We start from the raw sequence: 24,512 nt of genomic DNA, 5'->3' as shown, positions 1-24,512 counted from the left end.
TTCTCCCCATTCGAATCGCGCCATGATAGGGAGATCGGCAAGCGCGCTCCGCACGATACCGCCGGGAACGAAGCGGTCGGGCACACCGGTCAGCGGTTCGTCAGCGTCACGCCCGCCGCCACCAGCACGCCGCCGGCCACCATCGATGCCAGCACCTGCTCGCCCAGCAGCAGCGCGGCCAGGCTGATGCCGAACACCGGCACCAGGTTGTTGAACACGGCGGTGCGCGAGGCGCCGATCGCCTTCACGCCCTCGTAGTACCAGACGAAGCCCAGCACCGTGCCGAACGCGCCCAGGTAGCACAGGCTGGCCCACACCTGCCAGCCGATGGCGCTCCATTGCAGCGATACCAGGTCGCGCGCCGCGCCAACGAGCAGGAACAGCAGGCCCCACAGCGCCGCGTAGGTGGTGGCGGCCACCGGCGTCAGGCCCTTCAGCGCGGCGCGGCCCACCAGCGTGTAGGCGGCCCAGCTGCTGATCGCGCAGATCATCAGCAATTCGCCTTTGCCCAGTGACTGCCCGATATCGTGCAGGGCCGCCAGCGGATCGCCGCGCGTGATCACGATGGCAGCGCCGCAGAAGGCGAGCGCGATGCCGATCCACTTCACGGCGTGCAGCCGTTCGCGCAGCAGCGCCGCGGCGGCAAGCGCCGTCACGATGGGATTGAGCGCGATGAACAGCGCCGCGCGGCCGGCCGGCATGGTGCCCAGCGCGCCGAAGAAGCACAGGTTGTACAGGAAGATGCCGGTCAGGCCCAGCGCGGCGGTCGCGGCCATCTGCCTGCCGGACAGGCGCGGCAAGCCGCCCTCCTTCTTCCAGGCCACCAGCAGCAGCAGGGCCGCCGCCACGGCGAATCGCAGCGCCGCCGCCGTCATGGCCGGCAGCGCGTGGGCCACGACGCGCCCCGCGATGAACGTGCCGCCCCAGAACAGGGTGACGCACACGAGTTTGACGTACACGAGATTGTTATTCATATTCGCACTTGCCTTTCGGGTGGAGGAAGCCATACAGTATTGCTTATCCAAACTCATGCGCAAATGAGCGAAAGCTCATGACCCATCGTCGCCATGACCTTCACCCAACTGGAAATTTTCGTGATGGTGGCCGAGATGCGCGGCTTCACGTCCGCCGCGCTGCGCCTCGGCATCAGCCAGTCCGCCGTCTCCCACGCGATCCGCTCGCTGGAGCAGGAGCTGGACGTGCAACTGGTCGAGCGCCAGCAAGCCGCCGTCGAGGTGACTGAGCTGGGCCGCCGCCTGCTGCTGCGCGCCCGTGAAATCCTCGGCCTGCAGGAAGCGATGCGCCAGGACGCCGCCGTGGCGCGCGGCCTGAACCAGGGCCTGATCCGCATCGGCTCGTTCGGCCCCACGTCGTCGCTGAAGCTGCTGCCGGCGATCCTGACGGCATTCCGCGCCCGCTATCCCGGCATCGAGGTGCAGATCGACGAGGGCCCCGATCCGGCGGTGATCAGCTGGGTGGCCGACCGCCGCGTCGATGTCGGCTTCGCCGTGCTGCCGGACGACCGCTTCGACACCGTGCCGCTGGTGGAAGACCAGCTGGTGGCGCTGCTGCCGCGCGACCATCCGCTGGCGGCCAAACGCTCGGTGACGCTGGAGGAACTGGTGGGCCTGCCCTTCATCATGCCGGAACAGGGCTGCTCGGCGCTGGTGGAGCCACTGTTCGCCAACGCGAGCCTGGCGCCGCACGTGCGCTATCGCATGTCGCAGATGGTCACCATCCTCGGCCTGGTCGACACCGGCGACGGCGTGACCGTCATGCCCGAGCTGGCGCTGCCGCACGCGCTGGCCGAAACCCACCCGCGCATCGTGGCACGGCCGCTGCGGCCCATGGTGAAGCGGCGCGTGGGGCTCATCCTGCGCAACCTGTCGCGCGCGGCGCCGGCGGTGCAGGCGTTCTGCGAGATCGCGCGAACGGCGGCGAAGGAGATGCGCCTGCTCAGCAAAGCGTAAACAGCGCGGCGATGGCCAGCACGCTGCCGGGCGCCAGCAGCGCGTCGGTGGCCCAGGCGCATACGGCGCACAGGGCGAGCACCGCCGCGACGAGGCCGAGGGTACCGCGCCGGTCCATCATGCCGCCCGCAGCCGCGCCACGGCGCGGTCGTCGATCGGCCAGTGCAGGGCGGCGGCGGCCAGTCCGATCGCCACCGAGAGCAGCCACATCGCCTCATAAGAGCGGGTCGCGTCGAACACGGCGCCCCCCAGCCACATGCCGAGGAAGCCGCCCAGCTGGTGGCCGACGAACACGAAGCCGAACAGCGTGGCCAGGTACTGCACGCCGAACACCTGCGACACCAGGCCGTTCGTCAGCGGCACGGTGCCCAGCCAGGTCAGCCCCATCACGAACGCGAAGACGTACACGCTTGCCGTGCTGACGGGCAGCAGCGCGAACGCCAGCATCGCGCCGGAACGCACCAGGTACAGCCCCGCCAGCAGGTATTTGCGGCGGTACAGGCCGCCCAACTGGCCGCACGCATAGGTGCCGGCGACGTTGGCCAGCGCGATGATCGCCAGCGCCGCCACGCCCGTTTGCGCTGGAAAACCCTGGTCCACCAGGAAGGCGGGGAAGTGCCCGGCGATGAATGCAAGCTGGAAGCCGCAGGCGAAGAAGCCCAGGTTCAAGAGCCAGAAGCCCTTGTGCGACAAGGCTTCGCGGATCGCGCCGCCCATCGACTGCGGCTGGCGCTCCGGTGTTGCCTGCTGCCGGTCGTCCAGCGGCCAGGCAAGGGGAAGCGCGAATGCCAGCACCAGCGCGAACACGGCCAGCGCTGCCATCCAGCCCAGGCCGCCGATCAATTGCTGCGTGGCGGGCACCATCGCGAATTGCCCGACCCCGCCGACGGCGCCCGCCATGCCGAGCGCCCAGCTGCGCCGCACCGGCGGCACGATGCGGCTAATGGCGCCGTACACGACACTGAAGGTGGTGCCGGAAAGCGCCACGCCGATCAGCAACCCGGCCGACAGCGCCAGCTGCACGCTCGTTACCGAGTACGCCATCAGGTACAAGCCCAGCGCATACAGCAGGCAGCCGCCGATGAGCACCCGCCGTGCGCCCCAGCGGTCGGCAATCATGCCGGTGACGGGCTGGGCCAGTCCCCAGACCAGGTTTTGCAGCGCGATCGCCAGTGCGAACGCTTCGCGGCCCCAGCCGCGGGTGCCGATCATCGGCAGCATGAACAGGCCCTGCACGTGGCGCATGCCCAGCGCCAGGCCGACGATGGCGCCGCCGCACAGCACGGCCGCCAGGGGGGAACGCAAGGTGTTCTTCATGTGACCTCCAGGTGAGGCCACAGCTTAGCGGCGTGCCGGCCGCCCGCGCCAGCGACAATTCGGCATGCGATCCATGCGCCGCGCGCATGCGGGCGATGCGTCCTTCTCGCTTGAGGCTTGCGGCAGCACCGCTGCACAATGCAGGCGGGAGGAATGAACGATGCGACTGATCCTGCACCCGATGGAACAGGCCACCCTGCAAGCCCGCGGCGCGGTACGCGTGCGCTGCCTGGGCGGCACGCTGTGGATCACCGGCGACGATGGCGCCGACCGCCTGCTGGAGAACGGCAACACGGCCGAGCTGCCGGCGCGGCAGGTCCGCTGCCTGTCGAGCGTAGCACGGTACAAGGCGGTCGACTTCGAGCTGGACGTGGTGCCGTCACGCCGCCCGAGCCGTGCTGCTGCCGTCCTGCGCCAGTTGCGCCAGCTCCTGTAACGTGATTGCCACCTGCTGTTGCAACCACTCCCGCACGAGAGTGACTTCGTGCCGCGGCTCCGGCGTGGCCTGCAACAGCCAGTAAGCATGGTCGGCGTGCGTGCGCCGCTCCATCTGCGCCACCAGCCGGCCATCCTTCAACATCGGCAGCACGAGGGCGAGCCGGCCCAGCGCCACGCCATTGCCTTCGATGGCTGCCTGGATCACCTGATCGTACTGGTTGAAGCGCAGCGTGGCCTGCGGGCGGTTGGGCAGGCCATGGCGCTGCAGCCACGGCGCCCAGTGCAGGAAGGCGTGCCCGGCATCGTCCAGGTCCAGCAGCACCTGGCGCGCCAGCGCTTCGGGGCTTGCAAAGGCGGTGGCGGCAAGCGCGGGGCTGGCCACCGGCACCACGTCCTCGTCGAACAGGCGCAGCGCGTCGGCCGGCACGGAGGAGGGCGGTGCATAGCGGATGACAAGGTCCACGCCATCCGTGCGCAAGTCCATCAGGCGGTTGCTGGTGGCCATGCGGATATCGACGTCGGCGTGAGCGGCCTGGAAAGCGCCCAGCCGGGGCAGGATCCACAGGGCGGCCACGCCGATGCTGGCGGAGATCGTCACGGGGCGGGGCACCGCATGCTTCAGGGTGTCGACGAGGTCGGCCAGCTGGTCCATCCAGGGCGAGGCCAGCTCGAATAGTTGCCGGCCCGCGTCCGTCAGGGCGATCGCCCGGTTGCCGCGCACGAACAGCGCCGTGCCGAGCCGTTCTTCCAGCGCCTGGATCTGCCGGCTGACGGCCGATTGCGTCAGGCACAGGTCCTGCGCGGCGGCGGTGATGGAGAGCCGCCGCGCGGCGGCAACGAAGCCGCGCAGCGCGTCGAGCGGCGGCAGGTTCAGCAGCGGGTGGGCCATGCGTCCTCCGGGAATGCGAGCGCCGATCATATCGCATTACAATAACCCGACCGAATGATGAAATGACCATGGATGGATGCGGCATGGACGAATGCGACATCGTGACGACCCGCGTGCTGGAAGCGCCGCGCGAGCGCGTGTTCCGCGCGTTCAGCGATCCGGCGCGGCTGGCGCAATGGTGGGGCCCGGAAGGCTTCACGAGTACCTTCCAGGGTTTCAATTTCGAACCCGGCGGGGTGTGGACGTTCGTCATGCACGGGCCCGACGGCACCACCTACCCGAACGAATCGCACTTCGTCGAGATCGTGCCGCAGGAGCGGATCGTGTTCGACCACGTTTCCGGCCACACCTTCCGCGCCACATTTGTCTTTACCGACCAGGGCGACAAGACGCTGCTGCACTGGACGATGCATTTCGGCGACCCGGCCGAATGCGCGAAGGTGGCCCGCTTCGTCGCGGGCGCCAACGAGCAGAACCTGGATCGCCTCGCGGCACTACTGCGCCGCGACGCTTGAACCAGCGCTACTGCGCCGCGACGCTTGAACCAGTGCTACTGCGCCGCGAAGCTTGAACGGGCCCGGCGCTCCGGGCCCCTTCATCAATGCCCTTCCGAGGCGTTGAACATCGACTTCGCGTAGACGATACCCAGACCGTAGGCACCGCCGTTGGCCACCGCCGTCTTCACCGTCTGGTCGTAGGTCTCGACGCGCGCCCAGTCGCGCTGCAGTTCGAGCAGGTATTGCAGCGAGGTGATCGGACGGGCACCGGCCTGCACCATCCGCTGCACGGCGCGTTCATGCGCTTCCTCGGTGATATCGCCCGAGGCGTCGGTGATCACGTACACCTCGAAGCCCTGGTCCAGCGCCGACAGTGCGGGGCCGACGATGCAGACGGAAGTCCACAGCCCGGCCATCACGATGCGGCCCTTGCCGATCTCGTTCACGCGGTCGGCGATACGCTGGTCTTCCCAGGTGTTCATGCTGGTGCGGTCGATCGGTTTCACATCCGGGAACACGGACTGGATCTCGTCGTAGATCGGGCCGGAGAACGATTCGGCGGCCACGGTGGTCAGGATCGTCGGCACCTTGAACTCGGCGGCCGCCTTCGACACCAGCGCGGCGTTATTGCGCAGCACCGTGGCGTCGATCGACTTCGTCGCGAACGACATCTGCGACTGGTGGTCGATCATGATCAGCGTGTGGTCGGCGCCGTTCAGCAGGGTTTTACCGGGTTGGGCTTTGGCGATTGGCATGTCAGTTCTCCTTGAGGTTTGTCGATATTTTCGAATGGTTGACGCCGCGTTGTTTTGTTTGCGCTGCGTCGATGGAATGAAGTATGAACAAACCAGGGAGAAAACAAAAACGGAAAGATTACCTTTCTATTATCGAAATTTTCGAATGGTTCGGCGGCCGTTACATCGGCTTGGCGACCATCAGCCAGAACACGGCCAGGAAGGCGAAGAAGGCGGGAATGCCCAGCACCACCCAGAACTTGAAGTAGCGCCAGAACTGCGGCGGCAGCGGCGTGTTCTCCGCCACCGCGGCGGCCGACAGGTCGCGCAGCCGCATCTGCAGCCACACCACGGGGAACCAGCAGAGTGCCGCGATCACGAATAGCACCACGGACCAGACGATCCACTTGCTGTGCAGCGGATAGCCGGCGATATGGATCAGGTAGAAGCCGGTGAGCGGCTGCACGATCATCGTCGTGGCCGTGAACAGCCAATCGGCGATGACGACGATGCGCGACACGACGGCGATGGCCGCCACGTTGCGGCTGATGACGGCGAACAGCAGGTACCACGCCGAACCGATGCCGGTACCGAACAGGAAGGTCGCGCTGAGGATGTGCAGCCACTTGACGATGAAGTATTCCATTATTGTTGCCCCTTTTCCAGTTCGTAGAGCAGCCAGATGGCGGCCAGCATCGGCAGGTTCTTGCTGAGCGGGCCGTACGGATGCCAGAGGAATTCCGGCAGGCGCAGCGCGATCACCACGGTGTAGAAGCCGATCAGCGCGATCTGCGCCAGCCACAGCGGCCTGCGCCAGCGCGGCGGCAGCGCCAGCGTCCCAATGCCGAACGCCAGGTCGAGGGCGCTCGCGCCGTACAGCATCAGCGGCGCCAGCATGGCCGGGATGCCGCTGCGTTCGAGCAGCCGGTAGCTGTCTTCCACCGGCCACGCGAAGGCGGAGACATAGGCTGTCCAGATCCACACGATTGCCAGGCTGATGCGCAGCATCGGCAACAGCCAGTCCAGCTGCGCTTCGCGGCGCTCGGCCTGTGGATGAGTGATGAACTTGTCCACAGCGCGCGGCGGGTGGCCCAGCAGGCGGGTCGTGGCCGACGGGTTGCCCGTGTTGCCGCGCGTGAGCATGCTCAGGGTGTCCGGCGTGAGCGGGCTGCCCGGCACGAAGCCGCCGAGCCGGGCCGCAAAGCGCGCGACGCTCGACGGCAGGCGCAGCACGCGCAGCCGGCCGAGCCCGAGCGCGCGGCGCAGGGCGGCAACGTAACCCATGAAAGGCAGCGGCGCCGGGCCCACCAGCGGTACGCGCTCGGTTTTCGGCCCGTGCTTTTCATCGAGCAGCGCCAGGATCGCCTGGCACACGTCTTCCACGTACACCGGCTGCACCGGCTGCGGCTCGCTGCCGAACTTCACCGCGAACGGCATCGTGGCCAGCATGCGGAACATGCGCGCGCTGGCGCCCTCGGGGCCGTAGATCAGCGAAGGTTGCACGATGCGGGAGCGGACCGGCAACGCGGCCAGGAAATCGTCCGCCGCCTTCTTGGACAGGTGGTAGCGGGTCGTTGCCGCTTCGTCGGCACCCAGCGCCGAGACCTGGATCACCAGGCGCACGCGGGCATCCACGCAGGCGGCGAACAGGGCGCGCGGAGTTTCCGTATGCAATCGTGCGAACGTCTGGCCGGGCGTCTCGCGGATGATGCCCACGGTGTTGATCACCACGTCCACGCCGGACAGGCGCGCCACCCACTGCGATTTTTCGCTATCGTGGGCAAAATCGGCTGCCACGAAGTCGCAGCCGGGTTGTTGCCTGCGCCCCGCGCACAGCACGCGGTGGCCCCTGGCGCGCAGCAGGGGCAACAGGCGGGAACCGAGAAAGCCGGTCGAACCGGTGAGCAGGATCAGCATCGAAGGGTCCTCGTCGTTCGGGAGGGCCCAGTATAGGGAAAAAGCCAATTTCGCAAAAAACCGGAGGATGCATGGATAACTGGAAGCAGGTGATCATCAAGGGCATGTTGCCGGGTACGCTGGCCAGCCTCACGTCGACGGGCGCGCTGGCGCTGCGCTCGAAGCAGGAAGCAGGCAGCATGTTCGCGGGCGCGAACGCGATCAGCCACTGGCTGTGGGGCGACAAGGCGTTCCGGCGCGACGCCCCCACCTGGAAATACACGCTGGTGGGCTATGCGATCCACCACGCCAGCGCGCACTTCTGGGCCAGCATCTTCGAACAGGTGGCCGGCAAGGTGCTGGACAAGCGCAGCGTGGCGCCGACCTTGGTGGCCTCGCTCGGCACGGCCGCCATGGCCTGCTTCGTCGACTACAAGCTCACGCCGCAGCGCCTGAAGCCCGGCTACGAGGAGCGCGTGTCGAAAGGGTCGCTGGCGCTGGTGTATGCGGCCTTCGCCGTGGGCCTGGCCGCCGGCGCCATGATCAACCATCGCGAGCGCAACAACACCTGACCCCGCAAAAATGTTTCCCGAAACCGGGGTCATACCCCGGTTTCAGGAAATGTTTCTCCAGATCGGGGTCTGACCCCGGTTCGAGGAAATGTTTCCGCGGCAGGGCTCAGGGCTCGCCCTGGCCCTGGGCCAGCCAGGCGCGGCCCGCTTCGAGCACCAGGGCAAGTTCATGCCGCACGGCGGCGAAGTGCGGGCCCAGCTGGCTGGCGGGCAGTTCCGCGATCGCCATCTCGGCATCCATCGTGGCCTTCGTCAGGCGCTTCGCACCCAGCACGCCGATGGCGCCGCGCAGCGCGTGGAAGGTCCGGGCCGCCGCGTGCACGTCGCCGGCCGCGAGCGCGCGCTCCGCTTCGTCTGCCGGGGCCATGCCGCCTTCCAGCGCACCTTCCACCATCTTGCGCATCAGCGCCCTGCCCTTCGGATCGCGGCCCATCACGCGGGCCAGGCTGTCCATGCTGAACACGGGTTCGTCGCTCTGCGCCGCGGGGAGCGCCTGCCGTTCAGGTTCGGGTAGCCGGCGCCGTGCCGGCAGATGCCGTTCGATCACCGTCATCATCTCGTCGACCACCACGGGCTTGGCGATGAAATCCGTGATGCCGGCGGCCACGCAGCGCTCGCGCTCGGAAGACAGCACACCGGCCGTCATCGCGATCACGGGCAGGGCCAGCTTCAGGTCCGTGCGGATCGCGGCCGTGGCCGAGAAACCGTCCAGCACCGGCATCTGCATGTCCATCAGCACGATATCGTAGCGCTGTGCATCGGCGCGCAGCACGTCGAGCGCCTGCTGGCCGTCGCCCGCCACGTCCAGCGTGGCCCCCGCATGTTCGAGGATGCCGCGCGCCACCGCCTGGTTCAGCGGGTTGTCCTCCACCAGCAGGAAATGTACGCCCTGCAGGCGGCCGGCACAGGTGTCGATCGCGGCCACCAGCTCGCTGCCGCCCGCCTTCACTACCAGCGCCTGGTGCAGCGCGTCGAACAGCGTGGAACTGGTGATGGGCTTGACCAGCACCGCATCGGCATGCGCGCTCCGCGAGATTTCCTCGAGCCGTTCGCGCGCGAAGGCATTGATCATCACCACGATCGGCTGCCGGTTCCCGTTCGACACGCGGCGGATCGCCATGGCTGGCGAATGTCCGTCCGGACCCGACATGTGCCAGTCCGCCAGCACCACGTCGTACTGGTTGCCGGTGCGCGTGCGGAACGTGTACATCGCCAGCGCGGCGCTGCCCGAATCGACGAGCTCGGCCTCCCAGCCCCAGGCGCGGATCAGGCGGCCGATCAGGTCGCGACTGGTGGCGTTGTCGTCCGCCACCAGCACGGAAAGGTGGCCGGCCGCCGGCTTGCGCGGCGCTTCCAGCCGCGGCAGCACACCGAACGGCAGCGTGAACCAGAACCGGCTGCCCTTGCCCGGTTCGCTCTCGACGCGGATCTCGCCGCCCATCAGTTCGACCAGGCGGCGCGAGATCGCCAGTCCCAGGCCCGTGCCGCCGAAGCGGCGCGTGATGCTCTCGTCGGCCTGCGTGAAGGCCTGGAACAGGTGCGACAGCTGCTCGGGATTCATGCCCATGCCGGTATCGCGCACCTCGAAGCGCAGCACGGCGCCGGACCCTTCCTCGCCCATGCGCTCAAGGCCCACCTCGACCACGACTTCGCCCTGCTCGGTGAACTTGATCGCATTGCCGGCCAGGTTCACCAGCACCTGCTGCAGGCGCAGCGCATCGCCGTGCAGCAGCCGGGGCACCTCGGGGTCGACGACGATGGCCAGTTCCAGTTCCTTCTCGCCGGCATTCATCGCCATCGTCGTACCCAGGGTGCTCATCGATTCATCGAGGTCGAACTCGACCGGCGACAATTCCATCCGCTGCGCCTCGATCTTGGAAAAGTCCAGCACGTCGTTCAGGATGCCCAGCAGCGAATCGCCGGCCGTGCGGATCATGTGCAGGTACTTGCGCTGCTGGGGGCTGAGGTCGCTGTTCTGCAGCAGCTGCGCCATGCCCAGCACGGCGTTCATCGGCGTGCGGATCTCGTGGCTCATATTGGCCACGAAGTCGCTCTTGGCGCGGTTGGCCGCCTCGGCCCGGTCGCGCGCCCGTTCCAGCTCGGCCGCGCGCTTTTCCAGCTCATCCATCAGCTCGCGCGCATGGGCGTCCGCCACCGAGCGCTCGCGCATCAGTTCGTTGAAGGCGGCCGTCAGCTCGCCGATCTCGTCGCGCGACGTGACCGGTAGTGCGGCAAAATGATGCGGTTCGCCGCGCAGGCCATGGATCGCGTTACGCAGCCGGACCAGCGGGGACATGAGCCGCAGCGTGATCCAGGTGATGACGCCGGCGGTGACGAGGGAAGCCAGCGTCCCCCACAGGGCCAGCCGCGACAGCAGGTCCTCGAAGGGTTCGAATGCTTCCTCCGCCGGCAGGTTCGCAATCAGGATCCAAGGTACCGTCTTCAGGTGCTTGTAGCTGAGCAGGGCGCGCCGGCCCTGGCCATCGGTACTGACGGTGGTGCCTTCGAAGCGCTGGCGGATCGCCATCAGCGTGGATGGGTAGCCGCCGGGGTTACGCGGCTTCATCAGCCGGGCCGGATCCGGGTGTACCACGTATAGCGACGGCTCATAGCCGGTGACGATGAAGTAATAGCCGGTGCGCCCCACCTTGGCGGTGCGCAGGTGGCCCAGCAGGTTGTCGCGGTACAGCCGCAGCACGCCGATCAGCACGCAGGCCACCTCGCCTTCCTCGCTGAGCACGGGCGCGACCATCTGCACGATCGGCTGGCCCACCGACTTGCCGATGACCGGTTCGGCGATCAGCGGGCTCTTCTCCCGCAGCACGCGCTGGAAATACGCGCGGTCGGCCACGCTGATGCCGGGGCGGCCAGGCAGCGCGGGAATGTCGGCCACGATCGCGCCGGCCGGGCTGACGACCAGGACATCGTCGAACAGGCGCAGCACGGCCCGGTAATCGTAGTACGCGCGCAGGGCCGGCGGATCATTGCAGATGTCACGCGGCTGCCAGCGCGCCGACTCGGCCACGATGTCGCGCAGCAGCACCATCTTCTCATCCAGCTCGAGGGCGGTGCGTGCGATCAGCGCGTCCTGCTGGGCGAACAGCACGCGCGTGAAGTCGTGCTGCATGCGCTGGGCCTGCAGCACGGTGACCAGCGCGATCATCAAGATGGACGTGATGGTCGTGGCCAGTGCGACTTTCGCCTTGATACCGAGCGGGCGCACGTCTCCCCCCTGCTTTGCTTTTATGGGGATACTATGCGCCGCCCGATGAATTGCAAACTGTGCGGAAGGGCACGCTACATGCAAGTTTTTGTCGATCCCGCGCATAGCCGGTACACTGGCGGTCAACCATAACCGGACCATGACGATGATGCACGAGCTCCCTTCCTTGACACTGCCCGGCGTGACCATCGAGAACCTGAAGGCGCGCTGCTCGACGTGCAGCATGCACCAGCTGTGCCTGCCGATGGGCCTGGACATGGGCGATATGGACAAGCTGGACAAGATCATCGGCCGCCGCCGCAAGGTGCAAAAGGGCGAGAACCTGTTCCGCATCGGCGACCCGTTCACGAGCCTGTACGCGATCCGGCTCGGCCATTTCAAGACGTACCAGATCAATGCCAACGGCGAGGAACAGGTAACGGGCTTCCAGATGGGCGGCGAACTGCTGGGCATGGACGCGATCAGCACCGACAAGCATTATTGCAGCGCGATGGCGCTGGAAGACAGCGAGGTGTGCGAGATTCCATTTGTCAGCTTGGAACACTTGCTGGTCGACATGCCCACCCTGCTGCGCCACTTCCACCGCATGATGAGCCAGGAAATCACGCGTGAGCAAAGCGTGATGCTCTTGCTCGGCAATATGCAGGCCACGCAGCGCTTCGCCGCCTTCCTCGTCAACCTGGCCTCGCGCTACGAGGCGCGCGGCTATTCGAGTACCGCGTTCCAGTTGCGCATGTCGCGCGAGGATATCGGCAACTACCTGGGGCTGACGATCGAAAGCATCAGCCGGCTGCTCAACAAGTTCAAGAAGCAGGGTTTGCTGAAAGTGTCGAACCGGGAAATCGAGGTGCTCGACCTGCCGCGGTTGAAGGCGATTACGGCGGGGACCGAAACCTGCGCCTGATGAGTGCCCGCGCATGCCTTGGTGTCTGACACTATTTTTCGCAGGAAAATAGTGTCAGACTCCGGTTTTCGGTGGAGGCAACCGGTGTCCGACCCCAGCGGCGGCACCAGCGCAGCCGGATCACTTCGACGCGATCGACAGCTCGCCTTCCACGGGCCACAGCCACTGCCCCTCCAGCCGCCAGCTCCGCTTCTCATCCTCCACCAGCACGGTCCACCGGCTGCGCTCGAGCGCCGGCAACGGCACGGCGAAGTTGCCGGCGGCATCCGGCCGCACCAGCAGGCGCAGGTCCTTCGCCGGCTGGGTGGCATGCGCCAGGTGCACCTGCAAGGCGCCGCGCACCGGCTCCATCGCCGACAGGCGGCCCTTCAGCACACCGTGGGCGGCGTCGTAGCGCAGTGTGACCCGCGCTTCCAGGGCGGCGGCGGCGCGATCGCGCCGCAGGTCCTGGTTGATCGCCTTGCCCTTCTTGTAATAATCGCCGACGACCAGCGCATCCTGCTGGGCGAAAGCCAGCCAGCCGGTGTAGCAGCCGGCGACCAGCACCGTGGCCGGGCCGGCCATCAGCAGCCAGGGCCACCGTTCGCGGTACCACGGGGTGGCGCTCAACGTCATCGTTTGCATGTTCTTCTCCTCAACGCGGCACGATGAATACCGCGCGCTCTTCCACCGCGAGCGCCGGATCGTCCAGCGCCGTCAGAGTAAATGTGATGTCATTGGAACCGGTCTTGCCGGCGCCATGGGGAGCCTGCACGCGCACCGGCACGGCGCGCGTCTCGGTGCCGGCCAGGTCGACCATGTCGCTCGTCGCCAGCGCCAGTCCGGGCATGCCGGCGGCAGCGATGCGGTAGCGGTGCGGCTGCTCGGAAGTGTTCATGATCTGCAGCCGGTACACGTTCTCGATGGCGCCGCCGTCCACTTCGCGGCCCATCGAACCGCGGTCGCGAATCACGTCCATCTTCAACGGCGTGCGGGTGGCCAATGCGAAGCCGACCGCGACGCAAACGATTGCCAGGGCGGCGCAATAGGCCAGCACGCGCGGCCGCAAGGCCCGCTGCCTCACTTGCACCTGCGCCTGCGCCGGCGACAGCCCGCAGGCCATGGCGCGGTCGGTGCTGTAGCGGATCAGGCCGCGCGGCTGGCCGATCTTGTCCATCACGCCGTTGCAGGCATCCACGCAGGCGGCGCAGCCGATGCATTCGTATTGCAGGCCGTTGCGGATATCGATGCCCGTCGGGCACACCTGCACGCACATCGTGCAATCGATGCAGGCGCCATCCTTTGCCTTCTTGCCGCGCGGCTCGCCCCGTTTCGCGTCATAGGTAATGATCAGCGTGTCGCGGTCGAACATGGAGCTCTGGAAGCGGGCATAGGGGCACATGTACTTGCACACCTGCTCGCGCAGCCAGCCGGCGTTGCCGTAGGTGGCGAAGCCGTAGAACAGCACCCAGAACGTTTGCCAGGGCCCCAGCGACAGCGTGGCGATGCCCGTGCCCAGCTCGCGCACGGGTGTGAAGTAGCCGACGAAGGTGAAGCCGGTCCACAGCGCGACGGCGCCCCAGGCCAGGTGCTTGGCGGTGCGCTTGCCGAGCTTGCGTGCCGACGGGCGTTGCCGGTCGAGCGCAATGCGCGCCGAGCGCGAACCTTCGATCCTTCGCTCGATCCAGAGGAAGATCGAGGTGTACACGGTCTGCGGGCAGGCGAAGCCGCACCACACGCGGCCGGCCATCGCCGTCACCAGGAACAGCCCCCACGCGCAAATGATCAGCAGCGCGGCAAGGTAGATGAAGTCCTGCGGCCACAGCACCAGGCCGAACAGGTAGAACTTGCGCGCGCCCAGGTCGAACAGTACGGCCTGGCGGTCGTTCCACGTGAGCCATGGCAGGCCGTAGTAGACGAGCTGCGTGAGCCACAGGCACAGCCAGCGCAGGCGCGCGTAGCGGCCATCCGTCTCGCGCGGGTGGATCGGCTGGCGCTTTTCATACATCCGGATGACTTGCTCCGGCACGGGGGCGTTCATGATCGGCTCTTTATCGCTTCAATGCTTTGTTTCGTTGGACAGGCCCCACACGTACGCAGCCAGCACGTGCACCTTGCCTTCGCCAAGGAAGTCGCCGAACGCGGGCATCGTGTTGTCGCGGCCGTTGCGGATGGTTTCCATGATCGTCTCGGCGCTGCCGCCGTACAGCCAGACCTTGTCCGACAGGTTGGGTGCGCCAAGCGCCTGGTTGCCGGTGCCGCCGGCGCCGTGGCAGGCCAGGCAGGCGGTGAACTTGCCCTTGCCGAACACGCTCTTGATCGGATCGGCGGCCGTGCTGCCGGAAAGGCTCAGCACATAGTGGGACACGTTCTCGATGTCCTTGTCCGAACCGACGGCAGCACCCATCGCCGGCATCACGCCGTGGCGGCCGTTCATGATGGTCTGCTTGATCACGTCCGGCGCGCCGCCGTGCAGCCAGTCCTTGTCCGTCAGGTTCGGAAAGCCCTTGTTGCCGCGGGCATCGGAGCCGTGGCATTGCGCGCAATAGGTGAGGAACAGGCGCTCGCCCATCGCCCTGGCCTGCGAATCGGCGGCGACCGCCTTCAGGTCCTGCTGGCGGTACTTGTCGAACAGCGGGCCGTACTCGCTGTCGGCCTTGGCCAGTTCGGCCTTGTACTGCCCGGCTGATTGCCAGCCCAGCTTGCCGGCATAGCTGCCCAGGCCGGGGTAGAGGAACAGGTAGGCAGCGCCGAACACGATCGTGAGGTAGAACAGCCACATCCACCAGCGCGGCATCGGTGTGTTCAACTCGGTGAGATCGTCGTCCCAGACGTGGCCTGTAGTTTCAACCACTTTGCCCGCGGCCACCTCGGCGGCGGAAACCCTGTGCACCGATTGCGTGTACAGCAGCACGCCGCAGCCGGCGATGCCCAGCACCGTCAGCACGACGATGTAGAGGTTCCAGAAATCGCTGGTGAAATCAGACATCTTGCTTCTCCTCTTCGCGCGTTTCGTCCATGAACGGCAATTGCGCCGCCTGCGCGAAATCCTGTTGCTTGCGGGCCGACCAGGCCCATGCCCAGATGCCGGCGAAGGTGATGAACGAGACCACCGTCATCACGCTGCTGGCGCTGTCGAAAATATGTTCGATATTCATGACGTCAGTTCCTTGATTTGATCAGCGTGCCCAGGCCCTGCAGGTACGCGATCAGCGCGTCCTCCTCGGTCTTGTCCACGAGGGTGGCCGGGGCGGCCTTGATTTCCTCGTCCGTGTAGCCGTCGCCCAGGCGCTGCAGCGCGCGCAGCTTCGGCACGATGTCCTGCGGTACCAGCCTGGTCTGCGCCAGCCACGGGTAGCCGGGCATGTTCGATTCGGGCACCACGTCGCGCGGGTTGCGCAGGTGCGTGCGGTGCCATTCGTCGCTGTAGCGGGCGCCCACGCGGGCCAGGTCCGGGCCCGTGCGCTTCGAGCCCCACTGGAACGGGCGGTCGAACACGAATTCGCCGGCCACCGAATAGTGGCCATAGCGCTCGGTCTCGGCGCGGAACGGGCGCACCATCTGCGAGTGGCAGGCATAGCAGCCTTCACGTACATAGACGTCGCGGCCCGCCAGGCGCAGCGGGGAGTAGCGTTCCAGGCCGGCCACCGGTTCGGTCGTCGACTTCTGGAAGAACAGGGGCACGATTTCCACGGCGCCGCCCACCGATACCACGAGCGTGACCAGGGCGATCAGCAGCCAGGGATTTTTCTCGATCCATTCATGTGAAAATTTCATTTTTTCCTCACGCTGCTTTCAGTTGCGGGATGGTGGCGACGGGCACTTCTCGGCCGCGCAGCGTCATCCAGGTGTTGTAGGCCATGATCACCATGCCGCCGAGGTACAGCGTGCCGCCGGCGAAGCGCACCACGTAGTACGGGTAGGTGGCCTTCACGCTTTCCACGAAGGTGTAGGTGAGCGTGCCGTCCGGGTTCACCGCGCGCCACATCAGGCCCTGCATCACGCCGGCGATCCACATGGCGGCGATGTAGAGCACCACGCCGATGGTGGCGACCCAGAAGTGCAGGTCCACCAGGCGGGTGCTGTACATCTTCGTCTGGCCGGCGAGGCGCGGCAGCAGGTAGTAGATCGAGCCCATCGTGATGAAGCCCACCCAGCCCAGGGCGCCGCCATGCACGTGGGCGATGCCCCAGTCCGTATAGTGAGACAAGGAGTTGATGGTCTTGATCGACATCATCGGGCCCTCGAAGGTGGCCATGCCGTAGAACGACAGCGAGACGATCATGAACTTCAGGATCGGGTCCGTACGCAGCTTGTGCCAGGCGCCGGAGAGGGTCATGATCCCGTTGATCATGCCGCCCCACGACGGTGCCAGCAGGATCAGCGAGAACACCATGCCCAGCGACTGCGTCCAGTCGGGCAGCGCCGTGTAGTGCAGGTGGTGCGGGCCGGCCCACATATAGGTGAAGATCAGCGCCCAGAAGTGCACGATCGACAGGCGGTACGAGTACACCGGGCGCTCGGCCTGTTTCGGGATGAAGTAGTACACCATGCCCAGGTAGCCGGCCGTGAGGATGAAGCCCACGGCGTTATGGCCGTACCACCACTGGATCATCGCGTCCTGCACGCCGGTGTACATCGAATACGATTTCGTCAGCGTGGCCGGCATGCTCATGCCGTTCACCACGTGCAGCAAGGTGACGGCCAGGATGTAGCCGCCGAAGAACCAGTTGGCCACGTAAATGTGCTTGACCTTGCGCTTGACGATCGTGCCGAAGAAGACGATAGCGTAGGCGATCCATACGACGGCGATCAGGATCGTGATGGGCCATTCCAGCTCGGCGTATTCCTTGCCGCGCGTGAGGCCCATCGGCAGCGTGATCACGGCCGACACGATCACCGCCTGCCAGCCCCAGAAGGTAAAGGCGGCCAGCTTGTCCGAGAACAGCCGGACCTGGCAGGTGCGCTGCACCACGTAGTACGACGTGGCGAACAGGCCCGAGATGCCGAACGCGAAGATCACGCCGTTCGTGTGCAGCGGCCGCAGGCGGCCGTAAGAGAGCCACGGCACGTCGAAATTCAGTGCGGGCCAGGCCAGCTGCGCGGCGATGATCACGCCGACCAGCATGCCGATCACGCCCCACACCACCGTCGCGATCGCGAACTGCTTCACGACCTTGTAGTTGTAGTTCTGTTCCAATTGACACCCCCGGAGTCTTTGCTTTGATATGACTCAAGGTTACGGAGGGGGGTGCTTAAAATCCTTGATGTAAGTCAAAATTGGCCGGATGCATCGACAGGCGTTGCAGCGTCCGCACCCCCCTTTTGTCGACCCACAAACGTTGCAAAAATTCGGGGACAGTCCCCATCCGTTGCGAAGCAACCAGCGCGGCCGTATCGGTGCAGAGTGCAGCGCGCGTGTTGTAAAAAATCGGGGACAGTCCCCGTGTTGTAAAGAGACCAGCGCGACTGTGGAAGCAGCGGTCAGTCGTCGTCTTGCAGGATGCGCAGGGCGGGGCCTTCGAGGTCGTCGAACTGGCCATCGTCCGAGGCCTTGAAGAAGATCCAGATCGCGCCGAACACCAGCGCGATGGACAGGGGGACGAGCAGGTACAGCGATTCCATCATCTATCTCCAGCGCAGCCGCAGCGCATTGAGGATCACCAGCGCGGAACTGGCGGCCATGCCGACGCCGGACAGCCAAGGCCCCAGCAGCCCGAGGGCGGCGGCGGGAATGGCCAGCGTGTTGTAAATGCTGGCCCAGGCGAGGTTCTGGCGAATGACGCGCATCGTGGCGCTCGCGGTGGCGGCGGTGTCGGCCACCAGGCCTAGCTGGCCGTGCAGCAGCACGGTGTCCGCATGCACCTGCGCGAGCGCGGCACCGGTGCCCATCGCGAACGACACGTCGGCGGCGGCCAGCACGGCGGCGTCGTTGATGCCGTCGCCCACCATCGCCACCACGGCGCCCTTGCGTTGCAAGGCTTGCACGTAATCGAGCTTGTGCGCCGGCAGGCAGTCGCCCAGCGCCCTGGCGATGCCCAGCTGCGCGGCCACCGCGTCGGCCAGCACCTGCCGGTCGCCGGACAGCAGAACCACCTGCTTGCCCTGCGCGCGGAAGTGGTCGATGGTGGCCTTCGCATCGGCACGCAAGGGATCGGTGATCGTGAAGCAGGCGAGCCAGCGGCCTTCGGTGCCGAGGTAGACGGCGGTGCGGTCGGGTAGCGCCGGCGGCACCGCACTGCCAGCCAGTTCGGCGACGAAAGTGCCATTGCCGAGCCGATAACGCTTCCCCTGCACCGTGCCTTCCAGCCCCTTGCCGGGCGTTTCCGCCAGGCCGGCCGCATGCCAGCCGTGCATCTGTGCCAGTTCCTCGTTCAGCGCCGCGATCGCCCGCCCGATCGGATGCAGGCTGCCTTCCTCGAGCGCGGCCGCGATGGCGATGCAGGCGTTGCGGTCCGCATCGCCATACACATGCTCCGATTGCACGGCGGGGCGGCCGGTGGTCAGCGTGCCGGTCTTGTCGAACACCACGTGGGTGGCGCGATGCAGTGTTTCCAGCACGTGCGGCTGCATGACGAGCATGCCCTTGCCCAGCAATGCATCCGTGGCGGCGGCCAGCGCCGATGGCGTGGCAAGCGACAGCGCGCACGGGCACGAGACGACCAGCACCGCGATCGCCACGGGCCAGGCCCGGGCTGGATCGATGAATTGCCACGCTACGAACGCCAGTAGAGCGAACAGCAACAGCGCCGCCGTGAAGCGCGAAGCCACGCGGTCGGCCCACTGAGCGATGCGCGGCTTCGCGCCGCCGGCGGCCTCCACCAGTTTCAGGAGGCCGGACAGGGTGCTGTGCTCGGCCGGCTGCATCACCAGCAGCACCACGGCGGGGCCGGCATTGATGGCGCCGCCGGGAACGTGCTCGCCCGGGCCGCGCGCTTGCGGCGCCGATTCACCCGTCAGCAGCGACAGGTCGACGGAAGTCCTGCCTTCGGCGATCACGCCATCGGCCGCGAAGGCTTCGCCGGTGCGGACGAACACATGGTCGCCCGGCACCAGCGCGGCGGCGCTGACCACGTTCGTGGCACCGCATGCGGGCCAGCCGGCGAAGCGCGTTGCCGATGCGGGGAGCGCATGGCGCATCCGCTCCAGGGCACCTGCTGCCTTGCGCCGCGCATGCAGTTCCAGCCAGCGGCTGGCCAGCAGCAGGAACACGAACATGGTGACGGAATCGAAGTACACGTCGCCGCTGCCGCGCACCGTGGCCACCACGCTGCCGCCGAACGCGGCGGCGATGCCCAGCGCCACCGGCACGTCCATGCCCAGCGCGCGGGCGCGCAGGCCGGCCCACGCGCCCTTGAAGAATGGCTGCGCCGAATAGAGGACGGCGGGAATCGTCAGCAGCAGGCTGGCCCAGCGCATCAGCGCGGCCATGTCGGCATCCAGCGTGCCGTCGTCGGCCAGGTAGGCTGGCGCCACGTACATCATCACCTGCATCATCGACAGGCCGGCCACGAACAGTTGCCGCCCCAGCGTGCGGCCGGCCTTGCGCAGGTGTTCCTCGTGGCGCGCCGTGTCGTACGGCCACGCGCTGTAGCCGATCGAGCGCAGCGCTTGCAGGATGGCCGAGATCTGCACGCTGTCCGGATGCCAGCGCACCGTCAGCCTTTCGGTGGACACGTTCAGGCTGGCGACGGAAACACCGGGCAGCGCGAGCAGGCGCCGCTCGATCAGCCACACGCAGGCCGCACAGCGGATGCCCTCGACGAGCAGCACGGCTTCCTTCTCGGCGCCATCGCCACCCGCGATGTATCGGGGATCGGCGTCGTACAGGCGCAGCTCGGGCGGCACGAGGTCCGCTTCCTCCGCGGTGGCCGCAAAACCGGTGCGTTCGCTGTAGTAGCTCTCCTGGCCGATGTCGACGATGGTCTGCGCGACGGCGGCGCAGCCGGGGCAGCACATGTCGCGCCGCTCGCCGCCAATCGTCACGTGCCAATCCGAGGCGGCCGGCACGGGCAAGCCGCAATGGAAACATTGCGGTTTCAGCACGGCGTTCATGCGGGTACCGCCAGGCACAGGACGTCGAGCCAGCCATGGGACAAGCCGGAGGCATGACGCGCGAGGCCGAGCACGCCGAAGCCCAGCACCATTGCTCCGCAGGCCGTGCGCACGGCGGGGTGCTGCATGGCCTGGCGCAGCCGCGCCCCGGCCATGCCAAGCCCCAGCAGCATCGGCAGCGTGCCGAGGCCGAACGCGAACATCACGGCTGCGCCGCGCGCCGCGGAGCCGGACAGCAGCGCCGTCAGCAGCACGCTGTACACCATGCCGCACGGCACCCAGCCCCACAGCACGCCCAGCGCGAAGGCCTTCGGCAAGGTATCGGCGGGCAGCAGGTATTTCATGGCCGGCAGCAGCCGGCGCCACAACCGGTTGCCGGCGGCCTCCACGCGCAGCAGGCCGTGCCAGGCATTCATCAGGTACAGGCCGAGCGCCACCAGCATGGCATTGGCCAGCAGGTAGGCGACCCCTTGCCAGTGCGCCGCCAGCGCCAATGCACCGGCGCCGTTCACGAAGCCGCCGGCCAGCGCGCCAGCCATCATGTAGCTGGCGATGCGGCCGGCGTTATAGGTGAGCACGCGCGCCGTGCCGTCGAACGCGGCGGCCATCGGCAAGGCCGGCGCGGCGGGGACGATGGGGATCGTCCGCCGCGGCGCGGTGGCACTCAGGGCACCGACGATCCCGCCGCACATGCCAACGCAATGCACGCTGCCGGCCAGGCCGACGGCGAGCACGGGCAGGAGGTTGAGCCCCATCATGTCCGTCCTTCAGATGGTGCGCGAGTAGCGCAGCGGTTGGGCGGCCACCGGCGCGGCGGCGGCCTGCTGGCGCGCCTGCCGCAGGTGGCGGTCGAACACCATGCAGATGTTGCGGATCAACAGGCGCCCTTTCGGCGTGACGGAGATCCAGTCGTCCTCGAAGGTCACGAGTCCGTCCGCCACGAAGGCTTGCAGCTCCTTCAGCTCGCTGGCGAAGTAGTCGCGGAACGGCACGGCCATGCCCTGCCCGACCGAGGCCACGGACAATTCGAAATTGCACATCAGCCGCTGGATCACGAGGCGGCGCAGCAGGTCGTCGTTGTCGAGCCGGTAGCCGCGCGCGATCGGCAGCTTGCCGCCATCGAGCCTCGCGTAGTACTCGTCCAGCGTTTTCTCGTTCTGGCTGTAGGTGCCGTTGACGGCCGAGATGGCGGAGACGCCGCAGGCCACCAGGTCCATTTCCGCATGCGTGGAGTAGCCCTGGAAGTTGCGGTGCAGGCGGCCCTGGCGCTGGGCCACGGCCAGGTCGTCTTCCGGCTTGGCGAAATGGTCCATGCCGATGTACACATAGCCGGCGGCCGTCAGGCGGCTGATGCACAGCGCGAGCATGTCCAGCTTCACCGCCGGTGCCGGCAGGTCTGCTTCCAGGATGCGCCGCTGCGGCTTGAACAGGTGCGGCATGTGCGCGTAGTTGTACAGCGCGATGCGATCCGGGTTCGCCACGATGATCTTCGAGAGCGTTTGCTCCATCGTCTGCATCGTCTGCTTGGGCAGGCCGTAGATGAGGTCCACGCTGATCGAGCGGAAGCGCGCGTCGCGGGCGGCGTTCACCACCGCCATGGTTTCCTCATACGGCTGGATGCGGTTCACGGCTTTCTGCACATCCGGATCGAAATCCTGCACGCCCAGGCTCACGCGGTTGAAGCCCTGCGCGCGCAGCGTATGGATGCGCCGCGCGTCCACGGTGCGCGGATCGATCTCGATCGAGTACTCGCCTTCCTGGTCCGGCGCGAACTCGAAGTGGCGGCGCAGGTGGGCCATCAGCTCGTCCATCTGCCGGTCCGAGAAGTAGGTGGGCGTGCCGCCGCCGAAGTGCAGTTGCTCCACGCGGTTCATGCCGGCGAACAGCTTGCCCTGCATGGCCGTTTCCTGCTTCAGGTAGCCCAGGTACGTAGCCGCCTTGGAGCGGTCCTTCGTGATGATCTTGTTACAGGCGCAGTAGTAGCACAGCCGGTCGCAGAACGGCACGTGGATGTACAGCGACAGCGGGCGGCGCCCGCCGCGGTAGGTGAGGCCCGCCACGGCCTCGAGGAAGTTGCCGTAGCCGAAACCGGCCGTGAAGCGGTCGGCGGTCGGGTACGAGGTATAGCGCGGTCCGGACATCGACAGCTTGTTGATGATGTCCGCATCGAATTGGACGGACGGCATGGTGTTCATGATGGTTCCAGTCAGGCGGCCAGTCGTTGCACGGGGTGTTTCCCGTCATGCGAGGGAGCGCGGCCAGGCCGCTCCTTGCGGGGTTGATTGCGTTTGCCGATCTTGAACAGGCTCACGGCGTTCGTCAGGCCGCGCGCCTCGTCGGCGAGGCTGCTGGCGGCCGCCGCCGCTTCCTCGACGAGGGCGGCGTTCTGTTGCGTCACTTCGTCCATGTGGGCGATCGCCTTGTTGACCTGGTCCACGCCGAGGCTCTGCTCGTGCGAGGCGGTCGAGATTTCCTGCATGATCGTCGTCACCTGCCGCACCGAGGACACCACGTGCTCCATCGTGGCGCCGGCGCGGTGCGCACGTTCCATGCCGGTGCCGACCTTGCCCACGGAGGCGTCGATCAGGCCCTTGATGTCCTTCGCGGCGGCGGACGAGCGCTGCGCCAGGTTGCGCACTTCGCTTGCCACCACGGCGAATCCGCGACCCTGTTCGCCCGCGCGGGCTGCTTCGACGGCGGCATTCAGGGCCAGGATGTTGGTCTGGAAGGCGATACCTTCGATAAGGCCGATGATGTCGACGATGCGTTTCGACGATGCGTTGATCTCGTCCATCGTGGCGATCACCTCGGCGACGATCTGGCCGCCCTCCTCGGCCACCTGCGACGCCGCCACGGCCAGCTCGCTGGCCTGGTGCGAATTGTCGGCATTGGCTTTCACGGTGGACGAGAATTCGTCGACGGACGATGCCGTTTCCTCCAGGCTGGCGGCCTGCGCTTCCGTGCGGCCCGACAGGTCCTGGTTGCCGGCGGCGATCTGGCGCGTGGCGACGGCCATCGTTTCGACGTTGACGCGCACGTCGCCGATCGTGGCGATCAGGTTGCTGTTCATTTGCTGCAGGGCGCGCAGCAGCTGGCCCACTTCGTCGGTGCTGTGCGTGTCGAACGAGCCGGACAAATCTCCGGCCGCGATGGCGCGGGCGCCGTCCAGCGCACGGGCCAGCGGTTGCAGCATGCCGGCGCGCAGCGTGTACCACAGGAACACATTGATCAGCAGGCCGACGAAGGTGGCGGCGAAGATGCCGTTGCGGGCGATGGCACTGTTTTCGTCGGCGAACAGGCTCGCCAGGCAAACCCCGAGCAGCAGTACGTTGACCACGCTGGTCGAGAGCCAGATGCGCATGCCGAGCGACACGTGCGACAGGCGCGCCAGCAGGTGCGGCAGGCCGCGGCGGATCACCTGTCCGTGGCGGATCGACAGTTCGCGGCTGCCATCGCGCAGCGCGGCATAGGCAGCGGCCGCTTCGGCGACCTGCTCGCGCGACGGCCGGGTGCGCACCGACATATAGCCGATCGTGCGGCCTTGCTCGCGCACCGGCGTGATATTCGCCTTCACCCAGTAATGGTCGCCGTTCTTGCAGCGGTTCTTGACGATGCCCGTCCACGGCATGCCGGCGCGGATCGACGCCCACAGGTCCGCGAAGGCCTCGGCCGGCATGTCCGGGTGCCGCACGATATTCTGCGGCGCGCCGATCAGTTCTTCTTCCGTGAAACCGCTGACTTCGATGAAATATGGGTTGACATAGACTATGTTGCCGTCGAGGTCGGTTTTAGAGACGATCGCATGCTCGTCGTCGAGCTCTACTTCGCGGTTCGTGACGGGCAAGTTCTTGCGCATCTGGGGTTACTCCTGGGCCTGGGATTCGTTGTAGTTATTTCTATGTGGCAATGCACCACGGTTCCCAGTTTAGGTAGAGCAACCCTCAAAAACCTTGATCCAAGTCAAAAAACCGGGATAGGTGTGGCTTCCGACGTTGTGCGGAAACAGGGCCTACTTCCGGATGCTTTCTGTGGACAGCT

Annotated in this window: 24 protein-coding genes; 5 read left to right on the top strand and 19 right to left on the bottom strand. The window is 66.8% G+C overall.

Translation table 11 applies throughout. The annotated features are described in order from the left end of the window. Positions 1–89 precede the first annotated feature (89 nt). Positions 90–974, bottom strand: coding sequence for a DMT family transporter (locus V6Z91_RS07675; RefSeq protein ID WP_338768742.1), 885 nt, complete (start codon positions 972–974; stop codon positions 90–92). Between the two features lie 93 nt (positions 975–1,067). Here V6Z91_RS07675 and V6Z91_RS07670 point away from each other — a divergent pair, with 93 nt between their 5' ends. Beyond that, positions 1,068–1,970: a LysR family transcriptional regulator gene (locus V6Z91_RS07670; protein ID WP_338768739.1), complete on the top strand. Its 903-nt coding sequence runs from the start codon at positions 1,068–1,070 to the stop codon at positions 1,968–1,970. On the opposite strand, the gene V6Z91_RS07665 is transcribed toward V6Z91_RS07670, so the two are convergent. Both V6Z91_RS07665 and V6Z91_RS07660 read right to left on the bottom strand, forming a co-directional pair. Then, entirely contained in the window at positions 1,957–2,091 is a 135-nt protein-coding gene (locus tag V6Z91_RS07665; RefSeq protein ID WP_338768736.1) for a hypothetical protein, read from the bottom strand. The two genes, V6Z91_RS07670 and V6Z91_RS07665, sit on opposite strands and share 14 nt — an antisense overlap. Continuing rightward, positions 2,088–3,287 carry an MFS transporter gene (locus tag V6Z91_RS07660; RefSeq protein WP_338768734.1) on the bottom strand — a complete coding sequence of 400 codons (1,200 nt, stop codon included), beginning with the start codon at positions 3,285–3,287 and terminating at the stop codon, positions 2,088–2,090. The genes V6Z91_RS07665 and V6Z91_RS07660 overlap by 4 nt, the downstream gene beginning before the upstream one ends. 160 nt (positions 3,288–3,447) lie before the next feature. Here V6Z91_RS07660 and V6Z91_RS07655 point away from each other — a divergent pair, with 160 nt between their 5' ends. Then, on the top strand, positions 3,448–3,723 hold the full coding sequence (locus V6Z91_RS07655; protein WP_338768731.1) for a DUF2917 domain-containing protein: 276 nt from the start codon (positions 3,448–3,450) through the stop codon (positions 3,721–3,723). On the opposite strand, the gene V6Z91_RS07650 is transcribed toward V6Z91_RS07655, so the two are convergent. Further along, positions 3,667–4,614 carry a LysR substrate-binding domain-containing protein gene (locus V6Z91_RS07650; protein WP_338768729.1) on the bottom strand — a complete coding sequence of 316 codons (948 nt, stop codon included), beginning with the start codon at positions 4,612–4,614 and terminating at the stop codon, positions 3,667–3,669. The genes V6Z91_RS07655 and V6Z91_RS07650 overlap by 57 nt on opposite strands. An 83-nt stretch (positions 4,615–4,697) precedes the next feature. Between V6Z91_RS07650 and V6Z91_RS07645 the strand changes: the two genes are divergently transcribed. Further along, on the top strand, positions 4,698–5,129 hold the full coding sequence (locus tag V6Z91_RS07645; protein WP_338768727.1) for an SRPBCC family protein: 432 nt from the start codon (positions 4,698–4,700) through the stop codon (positions 5,127–5,129). Between the two features lie 83 nt (positions 5,130–5,212). Here V6Z91_RS07645 and V6Z91_RS07640 read toward each other — a convergent pair whose 3' ends face one another. From V6Z91_RS07640 to V6Z91_RS07630, 3 genes are all read right to left on the bottom strand, one after another. Further along, complete coding sequence (locus tag V6Z91_RS07640; RefSeq protein WP_338768724.1) at positions 5,213–5,866, bottom strand: hydrolase; 654 nt, start codon at positions 5,864–5,866, stop codon at positions 5,213–5,215. A 160-nt stretch (positions 5,867–6,026) separates the two neighbouring features. Continuing rightward, positions 6,027–6,491, bottom strand: coding sequence for a DUF2269 domain-containing protein (locus V6Z91_RS07635; RefSeq protein WP_338768721.1), 465 nt, complete (start codon positions 6,489–6,491; stop codon positions 6,027–6,029). After that, positions 6,491–7,762 carry an SDR family oxidoreductase gene (locus V6Z91_RS07630; RefSeq protein WP_338768718.1) on the bottom strand — a complete coding sequence of 424 codons (1,272 nt, stop codon included), beginning with the start codon at positions 7,760–7,762 and terminating at the stop codon, positions 6,491–6,493. The genes V6Z91_RS07635 and V6Z91_RS07630 overlap by 1 nt, the downstream gene beginning before the upstream one ends. Before the next feature lie 71 nt (positions 7,763–7,833). Between V6Z91_RS07630 and V6Z91_RS07625 the strand changes: the two genes are divergently transcribed. Next, positions 7,834–8,313 (top strand): hypothetical protein, encoded by a 480-nt coding sequence (locus tag V6Z91_RS07625; RefSeq protein ID WP_338768714.1) that lies wholly within the window; start codon positions 7,834–7,836, stop codon positions 8,311–8,313. Between the two features lie 106 nt (positions 8,314–8,419). On the opposite strand, the gene V6Z91_RS07620 is transcribed toward V6Z91_RS07625, so the two are convergent. Continuing rightward, positions 8,420–11,536, bottom strand: a complete 3,117-nt coding sequence (locus tag V6Z91_RS07620) for a response regulator (protein WP_338768712.1) — start codon at positions 11,534–11,536, stop codon at positions 8,420–8,422. A 145-nt stretch (positions 11,537–11,681) separates the two neighbouring features. On the opposite strand from V6Z91_RS07620, the gene fnr reads away from it, so the two are divergent. Next, the gene (gene fnr / locus V6Z91_RS07615) at positions 11,682–12,440 is read left to right on the top strand and encodes a fumarate/nitrate reduction transcriptional regulator Fnr (protein ID WP_338771765.1); all 759 of its coding nucleotides are present in this window, start codon (positions 11,682–11,684) and stop codon (positions 12,438–12,440) included. A 120-nt stretch (positions 12,441–12,560) separates the two neighbouring features. Here fnr and V6Z91_RS07610 read toward each other — a convergent pair whose 3' ends face one another. The 11 genes from V6Z91_RS07610 to V6Z91_RS07560 all read right to left on the bottom strand — a co-directional run bounded on the left by V6Z91_RS07610 (position 12,561) and on the right by V6Z91_RS07560 (position 24,330). Continuing rightward, the gene (locus tag V6Z91_RS07610) at positions 12,561–13,064 is read right to left on the bottom strand and encodes a FixH family protein (RefSeq protein WP_338768709.1); all 504 of its coding nucleotides are present in this window, start codon (positions 13,062–13,064) and stop codon (positions 12,561–12,563) included. A 10-nt stretch (positions 13,065–13,074) separates the two neighbouring features. Next, positions 13,075–14,460 (bottom strand): cytochrome c oxidase accessory protein CcoG, encoded by a 1,386-nt coding sequence (gene ccoG, locus V6Z91_RS07605; protein ID WP_338768707.1) that lies wholly within the window; start codon positions 14,458–14,460, stop codon positions 13,075–13,077. Positions 14,461–14,478: 18 nt separating this feature from the next. Further along, positions 14,479–15,408, bottom strand: coding sequence for a cytochrome-c oxidase, cbb3-type subunit III (ccoP, locus tag V6Z91_RS07600; RefSeq protein WP_338768705.1), 930 nt, complete (start codon positions 15,406–15,408; stop codon positions 14,479–14,481). Continuing rightward, positions 15,401–15,577 (bottom strand): cbb3-type cytochrome c oxidase subunit 3, encoded by a 177-nt coding sequence (locus V6Z91_RS07595; RefSeq protein ID WP_338768703.1) that lies wholly within the window; start codon positions 15,575–15,577, stop codon positions 15,401–15,403. The genes ccoP and V6Z91_RS07595 overlap by 8 nt, the downstream gene beginning before the upstream one ends. 4 nt (positions 15,578–15,581) lie before the next feature. Then, positions 15,582–16,196, bottom strand: coding sequence for a cytochrome-c oxidase, cbb3-type subunit II (gene ccoO / locus V6Z91_RS07590; RefSeq protein WP_338768701.1), 615 nt, complete (start codon positions 16,194–16,196; stop codon positions 15,582–15,584). Positions 16,197–16,203: 7 nt separating this feature from the next. Next, positions 16,204–17,619, bottom strand: a complete 1,416-nt coding sequence (gene ccoN, locus V6Z91_RS07585; RefSeq protein ID WP_338768699.1) for a cytochrome-c oxidase, cbb3-type subunit I — start codon at positions 17,617–17,619, stop codon at positions 16,204–16,206. A gap of 284 nt (positions 17,620–17,903) precedes the next feature. Further along, entirely contained in the window at positions 17,904–18,044 is a 141-nt protein-coding gene (ccoS, locus tag V6Z91_RS07580) for a cbb3-type cytochrome oxidase assembly protein CcoS (RefSeq protein WP_338771763.1), read from the bottom strand. 3 nt (positions 18,045–18,047) lie between these two features. Then, positions 18,048–20,474 (bottom strand): heavy metal translocating P-type ATPase, encoded by a 2,427-nt coding sequence (locus V6Z91_RS07575; protein WP_338768696.1) that lies wholly within the window; start codon positions 20,472–20,474, stop codon positions 18,048–18,050. Then, on the bottom strand, positions 20,471–21,232 hold the full coding sequence (locus V6Z91_RS07570) for a sulfite exporter TauE/SafE family protein (protein ID WP_338768693.1): 762 nt from the start codon (positions 21,230–21,232) through the stop codon (positions 20,471–20,473). The genes V6Z91_RS07575 and V6Z91_RS07570 overlap by 4 nt, the downstream gene beginning before the upstream one ends. Before the next feature lie 9 nt (positions 21,233–21,241). Then, positions 21,242–22,669, bottom strand: coding sequence for an oxygen-independent coproporphyrinogen III oxidase (gene hemN, locus V6Z91_RS07565; RefSeq protein ID WP_338768691.1), 1,428 nt, complete (start codon positions 22,667–22,669; stop codon positions 21,242–21,244). A gap of 11 nt (positions 22,670–22,680) precedes the next feature. Further along, positions 22,681–24,330 (bottom strand): methyl-accepting chemotaxis protein, encoded by a 1,650-nt coding sequence (locus V6Z91_RS07560; RefSeq protein ID WP_338768689.1) that lies wholly within the window; start codon positions 24,328–24,330, stop codon positions 22,681–22,683. Positions 24,331–24,512 lie beyond the last annotated feature (182 nt).

The sequence above is a fragment of the Massilia sp. METH4 genome, assembly GCF_037094685.1.
Lineage (GTDB): Bacteria > Pseudomonadota > Gammaproteobacteria > Burkholderiales > Burkholderiaceae_D > Rugamonas.
Note: the sequence above shows the minus strand (reverse complement) of the source record. Positions and strands in the feature narration are given on the sequence as shown.